This window comes from Kordia sp. (assembly GCF_045105435.1).
Taxonomy (GTDB): Bacteria; Bacteroidota; Bacteroidia; order Flavobacteriales; family Flavobacteriaceae; genus Kordia.
This window is the reverse complement of record NZ_JBGCDL010000118.1, coordinates 1-19,350: the sequence shown is the minus strand read 5'-3', so window position 1 is coordinate 19,350 and position 19,350 is coordinate 1. Positions and strand designations below refer to the sequence as shown.

The following is a 19,350-nucleotide window of genomic DNA, read 5'->3' as shown; positions in this document are numbered from 1 at the left end:
ATCGGACATACAATGGAGTTTGAACAGATTAAAGAATATGTAATTGGAGACGATTTGCGTACTATTAACTGGAAAGCAACGGCAAAACAGCGACAGTTGATGGTGAATCAGTACCAAGACGAGAAATCGCAACCTGGGTATTCTGTGATTGATAAAGGGCGTATGATGAAAATGCCTTTTGATGAATTGAGTCTGCTCGATTATGCCATCAACGCAACGTTGGTGATGAGTAATGTTGTGTTGAAAAAGCAAGACAAAGCCGGCATGTTCAGCTTTTCAAAAAAGGTAGATAATATGGTGATTGCGGAAAAGCGAAGTTCACAAATGAACCTCATCTTAGAAGCGTTGTATAATGTAAAAACGGACTTTTACGAATCTGATTTTGGGAGATTGTACGCAAATATCAAGCAAAATATAAAACACCGTAGTTTGCTATTATTGTATACAAACTTTGAAACGGTAGAAGCGCTCAACCGACAATTGCCGTATTTAAAAGGAATTGCCAAAAGTCATTTATTAGTCGTGGTTTTCTTTAAAAACACGGAACTGAACCAGCTTATTGAAAACGATGCAGCCACCATTCAAGAAGCGTATGACAAGGTGATTGCTGAAAAATTCTCCTTCGAAAAACGCTTGATTGTCAACGAACTCAAAAAATACGGAATTCATTCTATTCTCACGACTCCAGAGAATTTGACAATTGATGCTATTAATAAGTATTTGGAGATGAAGGCTCGTGGGTTGGTGTAAATTTTAAGCTTTATACTTGACAACTAAATTTTACATAGACTAATTTTAATTTCTACCTTGTTTTTTTAGGGTTCACTTTTCAAGTGTGCGCTCAAAATAATCATTCAACTCAAATCGATCCATTATTAGATATTTGTCATGAAAGAGGCATATTTAATGGCAATTCTTTCAATACGCCCACTACTTTAATTTCATTAATAAATATGAAAATCGCATCGCAGTAGATTTTGCACTTTGCTCATTTGTTGAGGTGCCTCCATGACCTCCTTCAATGTTTTCATAATAATAAACTGGATAGCCCATATCCATCATTTTTGCTGCCATTTTTCTAGCATGCGCTGGATGTACACGATCATCACGAGTTGACGTATAAAAGAAGACTTCAGGATATTCAACATTCTTTTTTAGGTTATGATATGGAGAATATTTTTTAATATAATCCCATTCTTCTGGAATATCTGGATTTCCATATTCTCCCACCCAACTAGCACCAGCTAGTAACTTGTTATAGCGTTTCATATCTAATAATGGAACTTGGCAAACGACTGCATTATATAAATCAGGTCGTTGCGTAAAGGCTACACCAACTAATAATCCACCGTTGCTTCCTCCTGAAATGCCTAAATGTTTTGGTGACGTTATATTTTTTGCAATCAAGTCTTCTGCTACAGAATGAAAATCATCAAAAACATTTTGTCGTTTTTCTTTCAATCCAGCTTGATGCCATTTTGGGCCAAATTCGCCTCCTCCACGAATATTGGCAAGCACAAATACACCTCCATTATCTAACCATGCCGTTCCGTAAGTAGCAGAATAAAATGGTTTCATAGATATTTCAAATCCGCCATAAGCATATAAAAGCGTAGGATTAGTTCCATCTGTTTTCATGTCTTTAGCAGCTACTACAAAATAAGGTATTTGTGTGCCATCTTTTGATGTTGACATGTATTGATTTACTTTGTATTTGTCACCATCAAAAAAGGGTCTAAGCGATTTGAAAGGTTTGAATGTGTTGGTTTGCGCATTTGCAATGTACAACGTAGTTGGTGTAAGAAAGTTGCTATATGTGAAAAAATATTCGTCAGATAATGTATTCATATTGGTAATGGAAATTCTACCATAATCAGGCGCCTTCACTTTTTCACGTATCCATTTATTATTTACATAAGCATATATGTACAATTCACTATTTACATTGTGAAGTAAGTTTATGAGAAGTTTATTTTTTGTTTTTAAAACTTCTTCTATACTCGATGATTCATCTGGTTCAATAATTAATTGAATCTGTTTGTTTCCTTTTAGTAATTCCGTAAAGTTTAAGCTGATTAGTGAACCTTGTTTGTAAATTTTATTATTTACGTTCCAATCTGATTGTAATTTTAGAACTAACTGATTGTTTATCAGATTTTCGGGATAGGTATCACTTGGAATGTCCAATTTTATTTGTTGATTACCAACAAATAAAAAATTAGAAATATCAGTACTAGAAGTATAACATACAACACCTATATACTTGGTTTTCTTGTCGCGAAGTACATACCCTGATACTATGATGTCATCTACTTCACCTTCATATAGAAGTGTCGCATCTTTTAATAATGTTCCTCTTTTCCATAGTCTAACTTGTCTTGGATATCCGGAAGTGGTCAATGTGTTTTCTCCAAAATCGGAAGATATAATCAGCGTATTTTCGTCCACATAACTTTCACGACTCTTAGATTCTGGAATATAAAAACCATCTTCTACAAATGTCTTTGTATTCACATCAAATTCTCTTTCAATAGTTGCATCACTACCACCTTTTGAGAAGCTAACAAGAAATATATTATAATTTGGATATAAACCACGCGCACCTTCGTAAACCCATTTTACACCATCAGTTTTAGACATTTCATCTAAATCTAGGAGCGTTTCCCATGATGGATTTCCGTCCATGTATTTTGACTTTAAACTTCTTCTCCATATACCTCTTACATGTTTTTCATCTTTCCAAAAATTATAAACATACTCACCATAGGTTGAAGGATACACAATGCGATCTTTAGAATTATATCTTTCTAATGATTTTTCATAAATATCTTGATATTCAGGAGTACGACTTAATTTATCCTCTGTGATTTTATTTTGCTTGTTAACAAATTCTAGTGATTTTTCGCTCTCGACATCTTCTAACCATAGATAAGGATCTTCTTGAGCTTGCATTGTAAATAGTGAAGTGAAAATTGCTAGAAAAAATAAAGTGTTTTTTATCATTATTTCTTGTTTAATGTATTGTATTCTTATCCTAAGCGACAGTACTGCCAACTTGTTCTTTTTAATTGGTAAAATATATTTAGAAAGGGGAGAGAAAAACTTTCTTATAATAGCTTCCTATTATTTTCTATAAAAGTAAAACAAAGATTATACATATACAATTTGATTTGCCATTATCATAAACAAAAAAAGCGAACCGAAGTCCGCTCGTAAGTTACTATTGCTTACAAATAGCATCAATTCCTGTAATGCAACCAGGATCTCCCCAAGTTTGTACACAATCGCCATCAGTTCCGTTTGCTACGGAAATAATAACATCGCACGGCAAACCAGAAGGACACGAAAAGTTAGTTACACACCATAAAGTTGCACCACCATTTACTGAATCTTTGTCAAATTTAGAAATGGTTTTCTTGTTTAAATTCAAGTGATTTAGCTTCTTTTTTTTCATAATTATATCATTTTAAGTTAAATATTACTTTGAAGTTGAATATAAAACATGGATTAAAAAAAGAATCTATCTCGTGATTTATGAATTGTAAAATATATGTCGATAAAAAAATACTAATTATTCTTACTAAAATTACGGTTTTACTGTAAATAGCTGATTATTAAATTCTTTAACTTACATTTCTAATCATAAATTACTAAATAACACACATTATGTTAAAAAACATTGAAAACATTTCAGGAACTAAATTAATTGAGAAGTCTAAACAAAAAACAATTGCAGGAGGAAATTATCCGCCATTTTGTACACGCGACAGTGATTGTCCAGGAGGTAGATGTGTTGGCGGTTGGATGTGTGCAAACTAAACACAAAATCACACATTAATAGCATACACAAGGCGATCTTAGGATCGCTTTTTTCATAACATTTCTCTACTTTTCACAAAAAAACTCCGCTTTCCAACGGAGTTTGCTAACCTAAATCAATAACTAACGACAATGTAAATACGTGATATGTAAGTCTTAAATATAATTTGGTAACCTAAAAAACCGTGACGCTTTCATATCATCATACTTCTATGTGCTACTATATATATAGACGCTGTGTCATTTAAAAAAGTTCCCAAAAAAGCAATTTTCTTCATTTTTTTACAATTCATCCATCAAAAATTACAGTTAGGTATCTTTTTTTATGCACTCTTCCGTTTTCTATGCACTTTTGAATCATCAAACAACACTTCGACTCCGCTCAGTGTTATTGAATAAAAAACAAATCATTAATCAATAAACAATCACAATTATGAAAAATTTACTCTTAATCGCAGTTTTCTTTACAGGAATTTTTACAACAACAGCACAAATAGCTTCCGAAGAAGGTGCTACTATTACCGTAACTGTTGATAAACTTAAAAACAACAACGGACAAGTATTATTTGCCTTATATACGGAAAGTACATTTATGAAAACGGATCCTGTGAAAGCAACAAGTAGCAAAATTGAAGGCAATAAAGTAAAGGTTACGTTTACAAATGTACCAAAAGGGGAATACGCAATTATTAGCATTCATGACGAAAATAACAATGGACAAATGGATTTTGACGAAGGTAGAATGCCTTTAGAAGATTATGGAACGTCAAACAATCCTATGAGTTACGGACCACCAGAATTTGGACCATCGAAGTTTACAGTAAGTGATACTGATGTCAACTTAAAAATTGTTCTTTAGTTAGATTCTAAGTATTACATAAAGGAAAAGCGATCACTATATTTGATCGCTTTTTGCTTTTATAGTCGTTTAAAATTGAATACACAATAAACATTTACAAACAAGAAATAACTAGTAATCAACCAATTACATACTCACTTTTTATTTAAACAATATTCTTTCATATTTAACGAAATTTAATATAAGTTTTATTGATAGTTTTTATATTTTTATCACTTAAATTGATAACAACAATGACAATTACACAATTACAATATGTTTTGGCTGTAGCCGAACACCAAAATTTCACCCTTGCCGCGCAGAAGTCATTTGTAACGCAACCTACTTTGAGCATGCAAATACAAAAATTAGAAGATGAATTAGAGATTCAGATTTTTGATAGAAGTAAGAAACCAATTCAACTCACGGAAATCGGTAGAAAAATAGTAGATCAGGCACGCAATATTGTCAATGAATCTGGGAGAATGCAAGATATTGTAGATCAGCAAAAAGGTTTTATTGGTGGCGAATTTAGGTTGGGAATTATTCCGACAATTATGCCAACTTTATTGCCCATGTTTTTGAAAACGTTTATTAAGAAGTATCCGAAAGTAAATTTAAAAATTGAAGAGTTAACTACAGAAACCATCATTAAAAGACTGAACGAAGGACATTTAGACGCCGCAATTGCTGCAACGCCACTTGGGTACGATCAAATTAAAGAACGCGTATTGTATTACGAACCATTTGTTGGATATACTACTGAAAATCATCGTTTATTTGATAAAAAAGAGCTTGAAACAGCCGATTTAGATATTGACGATATATTATTATTAGAAGATGGACATTGCTTTAGAGATGGCGTTATTAACCTTTGCAAAGTGCCTAAAAACGCTGTAGACGATCATTTTCAGCTAGAAAGTGGAAGCTTTGAAACTTTGATTAAATTATCGAATGAAGATTTGGGCATGACGCTACTTCCCTATTTACATACGTTAGATATTAAAGAATCTGAACGTAAATATTTACGTCATTTTAAAGAACCAAGACCTGCGCGAGAAGTGAGTTTGCTATTTCATAAAAGCGAATTAAAAATGCAGATTATAGAAGCCTTACGCGGTGTAATTATGGGAATTGTACGCGGAGCTATTGCTTTTCATAATGTACAAATTATTAGTCCTGTACAGCAATAGTGAAAATAGATATACTAAAAAAGCCGCGACGTATCGCGGCTTTTTTTATGGTTTTAAATAAATTAAACATTGATCTAATTGTGGATTTGCTGTAACGAGAGAATTGATCCAAATTTTCAATTCTTCTATTTCGTGAGGCAGCAATCGTTGCAAAGCTTTTTCTAATTCTTTACAAAACAGTGATGGATCAAAACTTACTTTTTTGAGTATAGTTTTAGTGTAATCAAACATCGCTCTTGCCATATTTAACGAGGGTTTAGGTTAAAATTTTTTAGCGTAGTTTTCGTGTATAGGCGTTTTTTTTAGCTTTATAAATGTAGTAAAAAAAATTTATGTTTACACTTCTTCAACAAAACTTTAACAGTAAAGTCATCACCTTTTAACAATTTCACTAATTGTCCTACGTGCGTTTGTAACCGTACTTACAAGATACATTCCTGTGGCAATTTTTGAAAGATTCAGTTCGTATTGATTGTTGCTCGTTTGTGTAAGTTCGTGTTGTACAAGTCGCCCATCAAGCGTTCTTATTTCAAGCGCAGTTAATGGTTCTTTGGTTTTTATGTATACCATTCCATTCTGGGTTTGGATACATGTTTATATGTGCTGTTTCCAGATTTTCTTCAGAAATACTCAACGGGTTTGCTACAGTTGTTGTTGCTGTGTTGGTTGTCGTTGGCTTTTAAAGTAACCAAGTGTAATGTTTGATTACAGACTATTAGATGAGAATAAATACAATTTGTTACAAACTACTTATTTTTTCTTTCGGAGCTTAATTCCCCATTCGTATTCGAAATTTGAGACACTTTCACCCGATTCGTCAAAACCTTCTGCATATAGCGTTAAACTTTGTCCTTCTCCTGTTTTTACGGCGGTTTCAATAGCTGCTTTCACTTTAAGTCCATCGTTACAAATAAAACGAATGCGTCCTGTAGCTTTTTTTGTGAATGTTCCTTTTTGCGATCGTACCAACATCGAAATTTTTTCTCCTGCGTTTTCTATTTCTTGAATCACCAATACACCAGTTGCCAACTCAGAAGCCATTCCTTGTGTAGCCCAATACAGTGATTTAAACGGATTTTGATTAATCCAACGATGTTTTACAGTTACTGTTGCCGCTTCTCGGGTAATTTCTTTTAATCGCACACCCGAAAAGTATGCCGATGGAAGTTTGAATAATACAAATTTGTTGATTTTGGATGGAGTCAGTCTCATGAATTATATTTTATGCACGCATAGCAAATTACGAAAAAATAAGTTATGCGCACAAAGAAATTTGAGTGATTGTGAAAAAATAAAGAGATCAACTCGCTTATCTATTTCGTTAGCACATGTATTGCACTTTTTTTTAATTTTTAGTTTAAAAAGTTAGTATACAAGCGTATAAGAATTATAGTATGAATTGTCAACACTATCTGAAGAATCCATCACACAAATACCATCTTAAATAATGACATCTGTTTGCTTTATAAATTCTATATATTTATGATAATTTTGCCTTTAGGCTACGATTTTACATTCTTGATTCATTCAAAAATTAAGCGTTTATCGTTTTTCTTAATTAGGAAATTATTTTAACACCAGCATGCTAAAATTCACTTTTTAGTTGTCAAAAAAAACATTTAAACTACTTATTAACAATACTTTAAATCTAAATCAACTCTTTAAACAGTAAACATTCAAATTGTTAATTTTTTGTTAATTTTTAGTACTATGTTTTGCATAATACCTTTTTTAAACCATATATTTGCATAAGAAAATAATAGGTTATGGAATCAACTCTAACAAATCACGACAAAAATGTGGCTACTGTTTTACATGTAGCTTCGTTTAGTAAATACTTTTTTCCTTTCGGAAATTTTATACTTCCTATCATTTTGTGGTCGATGTACAAAAAAGATTCTGACTATGTAGATCATCACGGAAAAGAAGTACTAAATTTTCAATTGAGTTTGCTTTGTTACAAAATTGCAGCTACCATGTTGAGTATTCCATTTTTGTTTGCATTTGGCGTAAAGCATTTAGATACTTGGGATATTTTCTGGTTCAATCATAATTCAATCAATATTGAAGAAGGAGCACATATTTTCGGATTTTCTATTATTGGAGTTATTGTAGCATTAGGCGCATTATTATTTTTTGCAGTAAATATTACGTATACCATTGTGGCAGCAATGAAAGCAAATGAAGGTGAACGTTATCGCTATCCATTTACGTACAAGTTCATCAAATAAAAACAACATTACACTTTGGCTAGGCTTGGTGCAAAATCATCAATCACACTTCGACTAGGTTCAGTGTAAATCATCAATCATCATCAATCAAAAAACGAACAGAAACATTAAAAGACACATGAAAACATGAAGATAGAGAACACAAAAGCGCAAATGCGTAAAGGCGTGTTAGAGTATTGTATTTTATCCATCTTAAAAGATCAAGATGCGTATGTTGCAGAAATACTTGGAACGCTTAAAGACGCAAAAATGCTTGTTGTAGAAGGAACTATTTATCCCCTACTAACAAGACTAAAAAATGCAGGTTTATTGAGTTATCGCTGGGAAGAATCGACTTCCGGACCACCAAGAAAATATTATGGGCTTACCGAAACTGGACGCTTATTTCTTAAAGAACTGAATACTACTTGGGACAATTTACAAAAAGCTGTATCACTCGTAACACGACAAAAAAATACTAACAATGAATAAGACAATCAATATAAATTTAGCAAATATGTTTTTTCATATTGATGAAGACGCATATAAAAACTTGCAGCGTTATTTGAACGCCATAAAACGTTCATTTACAGACTCGCAAGGAAGAGACGAAATTCTTGCCGATATTGAAGCTAGAGTTGCCGAACTTTTTGCAGAACGTTTAAAGACGGACCGACAAGTAGTTGGCATGAAAGAAGTACAAGAAGTCATTGACATCATGGGGCAACCTGAAGATTATCTCGTAGATGACGAAATCTTTGAAGATGAACCAAAAACAACTTCAACTTCTAATAATCAAACAGGAACTGGAGCAGAATCGACTCGAAAGTTATACCGAGATTATGACAACAGAACTATTGCAGGTGTATGTGCAGGGTTTGCTCAGTATTTTGGACTAGATACCTTATGGGTTCGTTTGTTTGCTATTATTATAGCTTTTGCTGGAGTTGGATCGCCCGTACTTGTCTATTTTATTTTATGGGTAATTATTCCGAAAGCAACCACAACAAGTGAAAAACTAGCAATGGCGGGAAAGCCCGCGAACATCAGCAATATAGAAAAAAAGATAAAAGAAGGGCTTGATGATGTTCATGAAACTTTACAAGATGTAAATTTTGAAGAAGTTGGACAAAAAGCCAAAAAAGGCGCATCTTCCTTTTTTGATTCCATAGGACATATTATAGAAACCTTTTTAAAGATATTTGGTAAGTTTTTTGGAGTTATTTTCATCATTGCAGCAGCTTCTATTTTAATTAGCGTAATCATGTCTGCACTTGGTTTTGGCTTCTTTAGTATTGATTTTTTTGAAGGGAGAGATTTCTTCAATTATGAAGACTTGGGTATTTTAAATCAAACATCACCATGGATATTAGCATTGCTCGCTTTGTTTACTGTTGGAATTCCTGCATTGGTATTGTTTATTTTGGGAATGAAAATTTTAGTAAAAAATTCTAAATCAATCGGAACCACAGCTAAAACAAGCTTAATTGTATTATGGATTGCTGCTTGTTTAGGTGTTGCCTATATAGCTTCGAGTGCTGCTTTGCATCAAAATAAAGAAATTTCAATTTCATCTAGTACAGAATTAGCAATTAGTAAAAACGATACCATTAAAGTGAAAATGGTAAGGAATGAAGATTTTAAAGTTTCGCTAAGTAGACATCGACACGACTACAGAGTAGAATATGATGAAAATGGAAACGAAATACTTTTCTCACGCTCAGTACAACTAATAGTGAAATCTACGCAAAAAGAAAATGCTAGAATTCGCATTAACCGAAGTGCAAACGGACTTACTGAGGAAGACGCACGCCAACGCGCTCAAGGAATCAACTACAATCATGTATTTGAAAATAATACATTGAAGCTTGATGGTTATTTTTTGTTTGATAAAGACGATAAATACAACAATCAAGAAGTCGTAATTGAATTGTTTTTACCTGAAGGCGCTATTATTTACCCGCATAAAAACACAGAATCATTTCACAGAAACCATAGAGATTCTGGCGATATTCTACCAAGTAAATCAGCAGAATTTTACCACCAAGTTGTAAATGAAGAATTACAATGTTTAGATTGTCCGCCATCAAAATCAAAAAGTCGCAAACGCCGAAAAAGAAATCAGACTGAAAACACGAATAACTCAAATACAAGAGACAACGATAGAAACGTTCCTACGGATAGTATTTCTGATGGGAATTAGGAAGCTGGATATTAGGTAAGATAATAAAAAAAATCAATCAATCAATCAATCAACACTTCGACTTCGCTCAGGGTAAAAATATATCATACTGAGCGTAGTTGAAAAAACATCAATCAAAAAATGAGCAATTCACAGTCCATACATTTTACTACTAAAACTACTCATCATAGTTTTAGTAGTTGGATTGTTTGTCAGTACATTAAAACATCATCATCAAAAAATATTTTTAAAACACTAACTATTATGATCACCATAGCACGAATTATCGCCATTGCAATTTTAAGTTTACTTATCACTTCTTGCGAATTTAATTTTAACTCAGGCATTAAAGGAAACCGAAATGTCGTTATTGAAGACAGAGACGTAGACGACGACTTTACCGTTATCAGAGCTTCCGAAGGATTAGATGTATACATTACACAGTCTGAAACTACTTCTATCGAGGTAGAAGCCGATGAAAATATTATTGGACTTATTTCCACAGATATTAGAAATGGTACATTAAGAATTCATACTGAAAAAAATATTGGCCGTTGCAAATCAAAAAAAGTACGTGTAAGCTTGCCTAATATTGATAGAATTGAAAGTAGTAGCGGAGCCGACGTATACGGAACGTCTGTTATTTTTGCAGAATCTATTGAAATAGAAAGTTCTAGCAGTGCTGATATTGACCTAGAAATTGAAGTAGATAATGTTACATGTACTGCTTCTAGTGCTGCAAAGATTAAAATTTCAGGAATTGCCGAAACGCTTGAAGCCGACGCAAGCAGCGCAAGCGATATTTACGCAAGAGAATTAACCGTAAAAAACTGCAATGCCACAGCAAGTAGTGCTTCAGATATTACTGTAAATGTAACTGACAGACTCGTTGCAAGTAGCTCTAGCGCTGGCGATGTAAACTATTATGGAAATCCAGAGTCGGTTTCAAAAAATAAGTCGTCAGCAGGCGGTATTCATAAGAAGTAGTTTTTCGTTGATTTGTTAGTTTGTCGATTTGACTATTCGATATTTGTTTATTTGTTTATTTGTTATTCGATATTCGCTTATTCGTTATTCGTTATTCGTTATTCGTTATTTGTTATTTGTTTATTTGTTTATTTGTTATTCGATATTCATTTATTCGTCAATTTAAAAATGTTACTACTTGATAGATAATACATCTATAAACCACAAAATAAAACGTCACAACAACCAAACCTATCTCACCAAAAAGCTTCGAATTAATTTCGAAGCTTTTTGTTTTTAGTGTCGTAAGAGAATGTTATTTTGCACTATAAAATTCAACGAATGTCATTAAAACTACCCTATTTCTTAGTGTTTGTGTTCTTTTTCTGTTCAAACTTAACGGCACAAGGTTTGCGAGTTACTATTGGAAATAGAACCTATCCAATAAAAGATTTGCATGTTGCCAAAAATGCTGAAACGGGCATTCCCAAAACAAAAAAGTCCTTTAATTTTTACCGCAGACACTTCTCAGATTTAATATATCATCAAGTATTCTATGATGATTATTACTTGTTTCATCTTGATAAACCAAGAGATTCTGAACGATATGAATCCAACGACATCGTATTAATGCCAAAACACAATATGGTTTTAACGAAAATAAATGGTGCACTTAAAATGACGCCGTATACAACGTTTTTTAAAAAGGGTGGATTTACAAAAACAGGCGACAAAAAAATTATTTATGGGCAAAAAGCTGAGAAATATAGTATAACACCTTCCTTTTTAAATATGGAAATTTGGATTGGTAAAAGTGATCAAAATAATCAACTTACAGACTTGTACCGCAGTTTTGGACTGATGAATGCAATTCCTAAAGACGAAAAAGTACTCGCTATTGTTCACAACGGAATTGAAATTGATGTGGCATTAATACGCTATCAGAAGGAAAGCAAACGATGGCTTACATCTAAGTTTGATCTGTTTATGGATACTTCTAACGCAGTACAAGCACAAAAAAATGACTGTGAAGAAGAGCGATTTTTAAAAGATATTGAAATTAGCCAGTTACCAAAAATTCCAGCAACAGCAACTTTTTTATACAAAACAAAGTATAGGTCTACTGTTGAAAAACTCCGTTTTACGGAAGAAGTGAGAAAAGATACAACTACTGCATATTGGAATGACAAACAGAAAATATTTCTGCAACTATATGATGCTAACGATACAAATAGTGATAAATTCCTTTTTATGCGCGACTTAAGAATAGCAGTGCTCGGTCCTATTGTAGCTGATACATTTCAAGTAAAAAAAGCTAAAAAAGAGTATGGAGGTGAGGATTGTGATGAATACAGCACACCAACCCTAGTGAATAAAAAAATGCAAGATGGTCGTGAACTAACAACCTATATTTTTATAGACAAACGATCCAATGAAATTTGTACAATTGTCATGGATGAAAAATCGGAAATCGATACTAGTTACTTGTTTCCCTATTTCAACTTGCCAAAAGGTGAAGTTGTAAAATCGCAATCATTCTCACACTATTATCGATATACTACGGAGTTAAGTACCGTTAAAACTTCTAAAAAAATTACACTCGATGTCAAGAATTAAATATATAACATTACTTATCATATTGTTGAGTTGCACGATGTCAATAGCGCAAAATGATATACTGATTCCCAACAGAGTTGGCTCAAAATGGGGATTTAAAACCATGAGCGGAAAGGTGAAAGTAAAAGCGGAATACGACAGTGTTTCTCACTTTACACATTATATTGAAAAGAAAAAATCTGCAAAACTCGCCAAAGTCAAACGAAATGGTTTTTGGGGATTGGTGAATGCGAATGGTACATTGGTCATTCCAACAAAATACAAGCAATTAGACGAAGTAAAAATACACTACAATCCTAATTATTATATCGCACAGGATAAAAAAGGAAAATTTGCCATTTTGCATCAAGAAAAGTTTCTGACAAAGTTTGTTTATGACACGCTCAATTATCGTTATGATTATGTAGTTGCGCAAAAAAAAGATAACATAGGAATTCTTGAACTTTCCGGTAAAGAGAAAATTCCCGTGCAATATGATCAAATCATTTTGGTCGCTGGTTTTTTATCTACTCGAAATTTAGAAGATGGTTGGGAAATGCTTGCGGATGAAATTGTACATGAAAAAGCAAATATTCATATCAAATTTCCAAAAACACGCAACCGCAACGAAGCATTTTGTATTTGGAGCGTGAGTGATGCAAAAGAAACAAAGTATATTATTACGGATGAATTTTACGGATTATTCACCTCAAAACTATCCAAACTAAAAAACAAACAATATGAAGAATCTGTAGAAATGACTGTTCGTGCAGATACAGAAAGTGATTATTTTCAATATGAAAAACGGTATGAAACACTATCCAAAGAAGGCTATTCTTTTCAAGAAAATTATTATCGATATAATCGATTCTACACGTTTACAAAAGACAATAACTCTTTGTTAGGTGTCTACGATTTGGAAAAAAACCGCGAAACGGTTCCGCCAGCCTATGAAGATATCAAAATGTCTGACTATTCATATAAAGGGTATTTTGTGGTTGAAAATGACGAAAAATACGGATTGTTTGATGCAAGTGGTACGCAATTACTTCCTGTGGACTATGACAAATTCGAAAATGAAGACACTATTTTTATCTTTCAAAAAGACAATCTTGCTATATTTTATGCCACAAAAACGAAGAAAAAATCTTTGGCCGGTTATGAGTTTTTAGAAACGGTTCCTTATCATGAATTTCAAAAAAATCAGCAAACGCTTCTCAAAGTAAAAAAATATGGTGTTGTCTTTTATTTAGATGCAAATATGAACGAATATTATACGAAATAAGCAAAAGCCTTTCATCACAAAATAAATCAACAAAAAACCGCGTAAACATACATTTTACGCGGTTTTATATATAATTGATTTCGTTTGATTGAAAAGTCTAAAATCGTTTACGCTTCTACCACATCTTCAACAGCAGACAAATAACGTTCTGCATCTAATGCTGCCATACAACCTGTTCCTGCAGCTGTAACTGCCTGACGATATTCTTTATCTTGCACATCTCCAGCTGCAAATACTCCTGGTAAATTTGTTTTGGTAGATTTTGCGCCTGTAATTAAATATCCTGTATCATCCATGTCTAAAATTCCTTTAAACATATCCGTATTTGGTTTGTGTCCAATTGCAATAAAAACTCCTGTAACTGGAATTTCATGCTTCTCTTTCGTTTGATTGTTTACAACACGAACGCCTTCTACAACCATATTTCCTAAAACCTCATCCAATTCCGTATTGTACAATACATCTAAGTTTTCAGTAGCATTTACACGGTGTTGCATTGCTTTACTTGCACGCATTTCGTCTTTACGAACAAGCATCGTTACTTTTTTGCACAATTTTGCTAAGTAGGTTGCTTCTTCTGCTGCGGTATCTCCTCCACCAACAACAATAACATCTTGTCCTTTGTAAAAGAAACCATCACAAGTAGCACATGCCGAAACACCACCACCTTTTAAACGTTCTTCACTTTCCAAACCTAAATATTTGGCAGAAGCGCCTGTAGAAATAATAACTGATTTTGCTAAGAACTCTTGTTCTCCGTTTCCATCATCGACATATACTTTATGAATTCCTCCTGCTTCTTTCGAAAAATCTACACGAGTTGCATATCCAAAACGAACATCAGTTCCAAAACGTGTGGCTTGATTTTTTAAATCTTCCATCATTGCTGTTCCATCCGTACCATTTGGATAGCCAGGAAAGTTATCTACTTCTGTGGTCGTTGTTAATTGTCCTCCAGGTTCCATTCCTGTGTACATTACTGGACTCATGTCTGCTCTAGCGGCATAAATTGCGGCTGTATAACCCGCAGGTCCACTTCCTATAATTAAACAATCTAATGCTGTATTTGTATCTGACATATTCTTTTTTCTTAATATTAAACGCTTTTTAACAAAAGTAGCTTTTTATCTGAATTCCTTACATAAAATTTATTAACAAATAGCATCTAAGTGTTTGATATCTTTTACCAAAAAAGCAATACCGTATAGAATACAGTATTGCTTTGTTAATATATAATTGATTTATAGGTGTCTATTACACTATTTTATTCGCCAAGCTTACTAAAAATTTTACACCATTATCAATATTAGCAATCGCATCTGCTTTTGCCGAGTTTGAAGCTGCTGCATCATTGATTTCTTTGAGTACTTTGATAGCATTTGCATTTGAAATACTACTTTCTTTAATGAATTGATCTATTTCTGAAACATTCATTTGTGTCAAACCTGCAATAGTTGTTTGAAATTCAGCATCTGTTTGTGCTGCTGCTTGGTTTGCCAAGTTATCCCAATTTATTCCACTCATATTATTTCTATTTTAGTTGTTTCCTTTAATTGCTGATTCTACTTTAAGAAGCTTATCAAATCCATTTCCTGTTTTGACTAATAAACTATCCAAATGGTTTTGAATTTTCCCAACGTTGATATTGGTATTCGTCAAACTCTGTATTTGCGCGAGTGTTTGTTGTTCCGATTGTTTCAATTTTACCGCAGAACTGATCAAGTTTTGTAATGTCGTCGTTGCTTGCTGATATTCTGCAAAGTTCGTATTTAACGAAGTAACCATTCGATCGCGTTGGGTTTCCAACAAACCGTGAAGCGAATCGCGTTTTCTATTGATAACTGGCATTACACTTTTTAAAATATTTGGCAATTCAGCGTTTACATCTACACCAGAAGGCATATTTGCCTGTAATTTGGTTACGTATGTTGGAATGTATTGATTGTTCATAAACGCGTCTACTTTATCTTTTCGCTCTTCAAACAATTTATTGACCAATGCAATGTTTAATTGGTGCATTGAATTGGCTTCCGAAATCACTTCTTGTGATAACGTTGCCGTAGATGCCGGAATAGATGCGCAAGAAACAACACCTATAAAAACACCTAAGGTTAGTATACTTTTAATGATAAATTTCATTTGTTATATTTTATAAATTAGTGTTAATCTTCCGTTGTAAAAACAGCTTTAATTTTATTGATAATTCCCTGTAATACCGTGAAGATTGCATCTGAAGAAAATCCTCCTACAAGAGCTAATACACAACTATTAAAAACGGTGAGACTTTTTCCTCCGTTGTACGTTGCTACAATTTCTGAAAGAATCAATCCAGACATGATTCCGAGTACAATCAAACCAACATAATAAATTGATTGTTCTGGCATTAAAGTTCCTTTTTGGATGCCTTCACTCACACTTTTCAGCAAATAAAAGACAACTCCTAAGCCCGAAGTGGCACATAAAAACAATAAGTTTAGCAACAACGAAGTTCCGTCATTATCTAAGACTCCTTTTGAAAGAGAAGCATTATCTACCTGATCTGATAAAGAAGTTCCTATAAAAAGTGCTAAAAATGCTAGTGCAAGTATGATTAAGTTCCGAATAATTGGCAATTTGCTAAATATGGTTTTGCTATTATCTCGCGCATTTAATGTTTTTAAATACCTGATAGATTTTGGTGTTGCTGGAGAAATATTCTTAGCAAGAATGTTGTGTGCATTAATTAAATCGTCCAAATTATTGCTCTCAATTAAAGGATTTAATTCCGTATTAATTATTTTACCATTTCGCATGGCAAACGAAAGCATGTTTTCTAACTCTTCTTTAATTTCGTGCATTACTCTATCCGAAATTCCTTTGTGAACACCTTTTGGCGCTGGTTTTCCTGGCTTGGTAGTTACAGGATCTACAGTCGTTGATGTTGTTTTCTGATTTTGGATAGTTTTTTGGGAAGGTTCCTCATTTTGTTGAGGTTCCGCAGTTTTAGGATCCGTAGTTGACATTGTATATGGTTTTAGTCAGTTTTACCAAACATACAATATTAAACGCGTATTTGAAAGTGTAACAAATACGCGTTTTAAAATCAAGGGTTTGTACGTAGCTTTTTGGTTTTTGGTTTTTGGTCTTAGGTGTTGGTTGCTGGTTGCCAGTAATTTGTTTTTACTCTTCATGTTTCAAAGCATAAACAGCTAAACTCCAAATTCGTTGATTTGTTTTTTGCTAGTTCATAAGAAACTACCTAACACCCAAGACCTATTACCTAAAACCTATTACCCAAGACCCGATTTCAAAAATTACTCAAACTTCAAATATTTAATTAAATCTACTTTGGTAGCGTTATAAGCTTTGATGCCTACAACCACAAATACAAGCAATAATAATATGATAGGTGCCACAATAAATGGCCACCAAGGCATGTCAATTCGATAGGCAAAATTATCCAACCAATTTTGCATTAAATAGTATGCAATTGGCAATAGAATAATGACAGCTATTCCAGTAATTTTGATAAAACTTTTTACAAGTTGCACAATAATTTCTTTAACAGATGCGCCCAATGTTTTACGAATAGCAACTTCTTTTAAACGCTGTTGTATGGTAAGTGTTGCCAAAGCAAATAAGCCTAATAATGCGATAAAAATAACGACCAATGTCAAGATAAAAAATAAGGTTTGTTGTTTCTTATAAATGTCATGGGTTTTGTTGTAATATTTGTCTAAATAGTAAAAAGAAAACGGATAACCAGGTTCTAATTCAGTGGTCCAAAAACGTTCAATTTCTGCGATTGCTGCTGCTTTTTTTCCTTCTTTTATTTTAAATTGAACCGTACTCATAGCGCCACGAACCCAATCAAAACCTGTATAATACATAAAAAATGCAGGGCGAATTTCTTTATCCAATCCTTCAATATGATAATCTTTCACAACACCAACAATATTAAATTTTTTACCATTGATTCCGACTTCCTTATTGAGCGGATCATTGGCAATTCCTAAGCGTTTTGCTGCCGTTTCGTTAAAAATAACACTGTTTATCGTGTCAGAAGCAAAGTCTCTAGAAAAGTAACGTCCTTTTGAAATTTTGGTATTTATCATTTCTAAATGTCCAAAATCGAGCGGAATAAATTTGATATCGACAACCATGTCTTTGTGCGTCACATCTAACGAAATATCATTGTCATCACCAGGAACTAAAAACGTTGAGGAAATATCTTCAATGTTTGGATTGTTTTGAAATACATTTTTAATCAATTTGTACTGCTTGCTTCTACTTTTTTGCGAATCGTTAAACTCAACTACCAAGATTTCTTCTCCCGAAAACCCTAAATCTTTCGAACTCATGTAATTTACTTGTGCGTACACTACCAATCCGCCAATAAAGAAAAACCCTGAAATTACAAACTGCAACCCTAGCATTACATTTCGAACCAAAATCATGCTTCCACTTCTTGAAAAATTCCCTTTTAAAACACTAATCGTTTTAAAATTAGAAACATACAACGCAGTAATAAACCCAATTATAGTTGCGATGGCAAGTGCCAATAAAATGACTTGAATAATAATCGTTGTATTGCTGAGCGTTAAATTTTTATTGATAAATGCATTAAAAATAGGCAATAACAGTTCTACAATAATCAACGCTAAAAAAACGGCAATAACTCCTTGTGCTACAATTTCTAACCCAAATTGCAATTGCAATCCAATTTTGGAAACACCCAAGGTTTTCTTTACACCAACTTCTTTTGCGCGCTGACTTGCCGAAGCCACTGACAAATTGATAAAGTTGATACTAGATATGATAATGATCAACACGGATAAACTCAGCATGATAATGAGCAACAGGTAATTTCCTTTTCCTTCCAACATGCCTTCATCGCCTTTTCCGTGTAAACGTAAATCTACCAAACGCTCCAACATCGGAGTTGAACCTTGCAAAGACACATAATCGTCTAGGGTAATTCCTTGTTCTTCCGCTTCTTGCTTATAATATTTATCGACATACACATCGAAAATTTTTTGTTCAACCGAAGCTAAATCTGTCCCTTTAGGAATTTTATAAAAAGTGTATATTCCGTAAGCGCCCCAATTTTCATCTTTACTAATTGGTCTGTGCAACATTGCATTTGGCATGTACGCCGAAGGCTTTTTTAGTTCGTAAACACCTGTAACGATATATTCTTTTTTCCCGTATTTAATTGTTTTTCCAATCGATTCTTTATCGCCAAATAATTGCTTTTCAAGAGTTGTAGACAATGCAATAGC

The 19,350-nt window shown here is 33.3% G+C and carries 20 protein-coding genes; 10 read left to right on the top strand and 10 right to left on the bottom strand.

Translation table 11 applies throughout. The features are described 5' to 3' along the window. Window positions 1-750 (top strand): DUF58 domain-containing protein (locus AB8B65_RS05965; protein ID WP_405299948.1); only part of this gene is annotated, 750 nt, incomplete at its 5' end. A gap of 180 nt (window positions 751-930) precedes the next feature. Here AB8B65_RS05965 and AB8B65_RS05960 read toward each other — a convergent pair. After that, on the bottom strand, window positions 931-3,003 hold the full coding sequence (locus AB8B65_RS05960) for a prolyl oligopeptidase family protein (protein WP_405299947.1): 2,073 nt from the start codon (window positions 3,001-3,003) through the stop codon (window positions 931-933). A gap of 217 nt (window positions 3,004-3,220) precedes the next feature. Continuing rightward, complete coding sequence (locus AB8B65_RS05955) at window positions 3,221-3,454, bottom strand: hypothetical protein (RefSeq protein WP_405299946.1); 234 nt, start codon at window positions 3,452-3,454, stop codon at window positions 3,221-3,223. Between the two features lie 212 nt (window positions 3,455-3,666). Between AB8B65_RS05955 and AB8B65_RS05950 the strand changes: the two genes are divergently transcribed. The 3 genes from AB8B65_RS05950 to AB8B65_RS05940 all read left to right on the top strand — a co-directional run bounded on the left by AB8B65_RS05950 (window position 3,667) and on the right by AB8B65_RS05940 (window position 5,850). Beyond that, the gene (locus tag AB8B65_RS05950; protein WP_405299945.1) at window positions 3,667-3,819 is read left to right on the top strand and encodes a hypothetical protein; all 153 of its coding nucleotides are present in this window, start codon (window positions 3,667-3,669) and stop codon (window positions 3,817-3,819) included. A 433-nt stretch (window positions 3,820-4,252) separates the two neighbouring features. Then, window positions 4,253-4,678: a DUF2141 domain-containing protein gene (locus AB8B65_RS05945; protein ID WP_405299944.1), complete on the top strand. Its 426-nt coding sequence runs from the start codon at window positions 4,253-4,255 to the stop codon at window positions 4,676-4,678. A gap of 233 nt (window positions 4,679-4,911) precedes the next feature. After that, window positions 4,912-5,850, top strand: a complete 939-nt coding sequence (locus AB8B65_RS05940) for a LysR substrate-binding domain-containing protein (RefSeq protein ID WP_405299943.1) — start codon at window positions 4,912-4,914, stop codon at window positions 5,848-5,850. A 45-nt stretch (window positions 5,851-5,895) separates the two neighbouring features. Here the strand turns inward: AB8B65_RS05940 and AB8B65_RS05935 are convergent, their stop codons facing one another. The 3 genes from AB8B65_RS05935 to AB8B65_RS05925 form a co-directional block, all read right to left on the bottom strand. Further along, the gene (locus tag AB8B65_RS05935; RefSeq protein WP_405299942.1) at window positions 5,896-6,093 is read right to left on the bottom strand and encodes a hypothetical protein; all 198 of its coding nucleotides are present in this window, start codon (window positions 6,091-6,093) and stop codon (window positions 5,896-5,898) included. Between the two features lie 129 nt (window positions 6,094-6,222). After that, on the bottom strand, window positions 6,223-6,420 hold the full coding sequence (locus tag AB8B65_RS05930) for a T9SS type A sorting domain-containing protein (RefSeq protein WP_405299941.1): 198 nt from the start codon (window positions 6,418-6,420) through the stop codon (window positions 6,223-6,225). Window positions 6,421-6,600: 180 nt separating this feature from the next. Then, a complete protein-coding gene (locus tag AB8B65_RS05925; protein ID WP_405299939.1) occupies window positions 6,601-7,062 on the bottom strand; it encodes a DUF4442 domain-containing protein in 462 nt (153 codons plus the stop codon). Between the two features lie 554 nt (window positions 7,063-7,616). Here AB8B65_RS05925 and AB8B65_RS05920 point away from each other — a divergent pair. The 6 genes from AB8B65_RS05920 (at window position 7,617) to AB8B65_RS05895 (ending at window position 14,089) form a co-directional block, all read left to right on the top strand. Next, the gene (locus AB8B65_RS05920; protein ID WP_405299938.1) at window positions 7,617-8,081 is read left to right on the top strand and encodes a DUF4870 domain-containing protein; all 465 of its coding nucleotides are present in this window, start codon (window positions 7,617-7,619) and stop codon (window positions 8,079-8,081) included. A gap of 126 nt (window positions 8,082-8,207) precedes the next feature. Then, window positions 8,208-8,552: a PadR family transcriptional regulator gene (locus AB8B65_RS05915; protein ID WP_405299937.1), complete on the top strand. Its 345-nt coding sequence runs from the start codon at window positions 8,208-8,210 to the stop codon at window positions 8,550-8,552. Further along, on the top strand, window positions 8,545-10,263 hold the full coding sequence (locus tag AB8B65_RS05910) for a PspC domain-containing protein (protein ID WP_405299936.1): 1,719 nt from the start codon (window positions 8,545-8,547) through the stop codon (window positions 10,261-10,263). The genes AB8B65_RS05915 and AB8B65_RS05910 overlap by 8 nt, the downstream gene beginning before the upstream one ends. Window positions 10,264-10,506: 243 nt before the next feature. Next, window positions 10,507-11,229: a head GIN domain-containing protein gene (locus AB8B65_RS05905; protein ID WP_405299935.1), complete on the top strand. Its 723-nt coding sequence runs from the start codon at window positions 10,507-10,509 to the stop codon at window positions 11,227-11,229. A 321-nt stretch (window positions 11,230-11,550) separates the two neighbouring features. Then, complete coding sequence (locus AB8B65_RS05900) at window positions 11,551-12,825, top strand: hypothetical protein (RefSeq protein ID WP_405299934.1); 1,275 nt, start codon at window positions 11,551-11,553, stop codon at window positions 12,823-12,825. Then, a complete protein-coding gene (locus AB8B65_RS05895) occupies window positions 12,812-14,089 on the top strand; it encodes a WG repeat-containing protein (protein WP_405299933.1) in 1,278 nt (425 codons plus the stop codon). Before AB8B65_RS05900 ends, AB8B65_RS05895 begins: the two co-directional genes overlap by 14 nt. A gap of 107 nt (window positions 14,090-14,196) precedes the next feature. Here the strand turns inward: AB8B65_RS05895 and trxB are convergent, their stop codons facing one another. From trxB to AB8B65_RS05870, 5 genes are all read right to left on the bottom strand, one after another. Then, entirely contained in the window at window positions 14,197-15,168 is a 972-nt protein-coding gene (gene trxB / locus AB8B65_RS05890; protein ID WP_405299932.1) for a thioredoxin-disulfide reductase, read from the bottom strand. A 175-nt stretch (window positions 15,169-15,343) separates the two neighbouring features. Further along, window positions 15,344-15,613 (bottom strand): hypothetical protein, encoded by a 270-nt coding sequence (locus AB8B65_RS05885; RefSeq protein WP_405299931.1) that lies wholly within the window; start codon window positions 15,611-15,613, stop codon window positions 15,344-15,346. A 12-nt stretch (window positions 15,614-15,625) separates the two neighbouring features. Further along, the gene (locus AB8B65_RS05880) at window positions 15,626-16,228 is read right to left on the bottom strand and encodes a hypothetical protein (protein ID WP_405299930.1); all 603 of its coding nucleotides are present in this window, start codon (window positions 16,226-16,228) and stop codon (window positions 15,626-15,628) included. A gap of 23 nt (window positions 16,229-16,251) precedes the next feature. Beyond that, window positions 16,252-17,091: a hypothetical protein gene (locus AB8B65_RS05875; RefSeq protein ID WP_405299929.1), complete on the bottom strand. Its 840-nt coding sequence runs from the start codon at window positions 17,089-17,091 to the stop codon at window positions 16,252-16,254. A 291-nt stretch (window positions 17,092-17,382) separates the two neighbouring features. Continuing rightward, the coding region (locus tag AB8B65_RS05870) for an FtsX-like permease family protein (protein ID WP_405299928.1) at window positions 17,383-19,350 on the bottom strand (1,968 nt) is incomplete at its 5' end.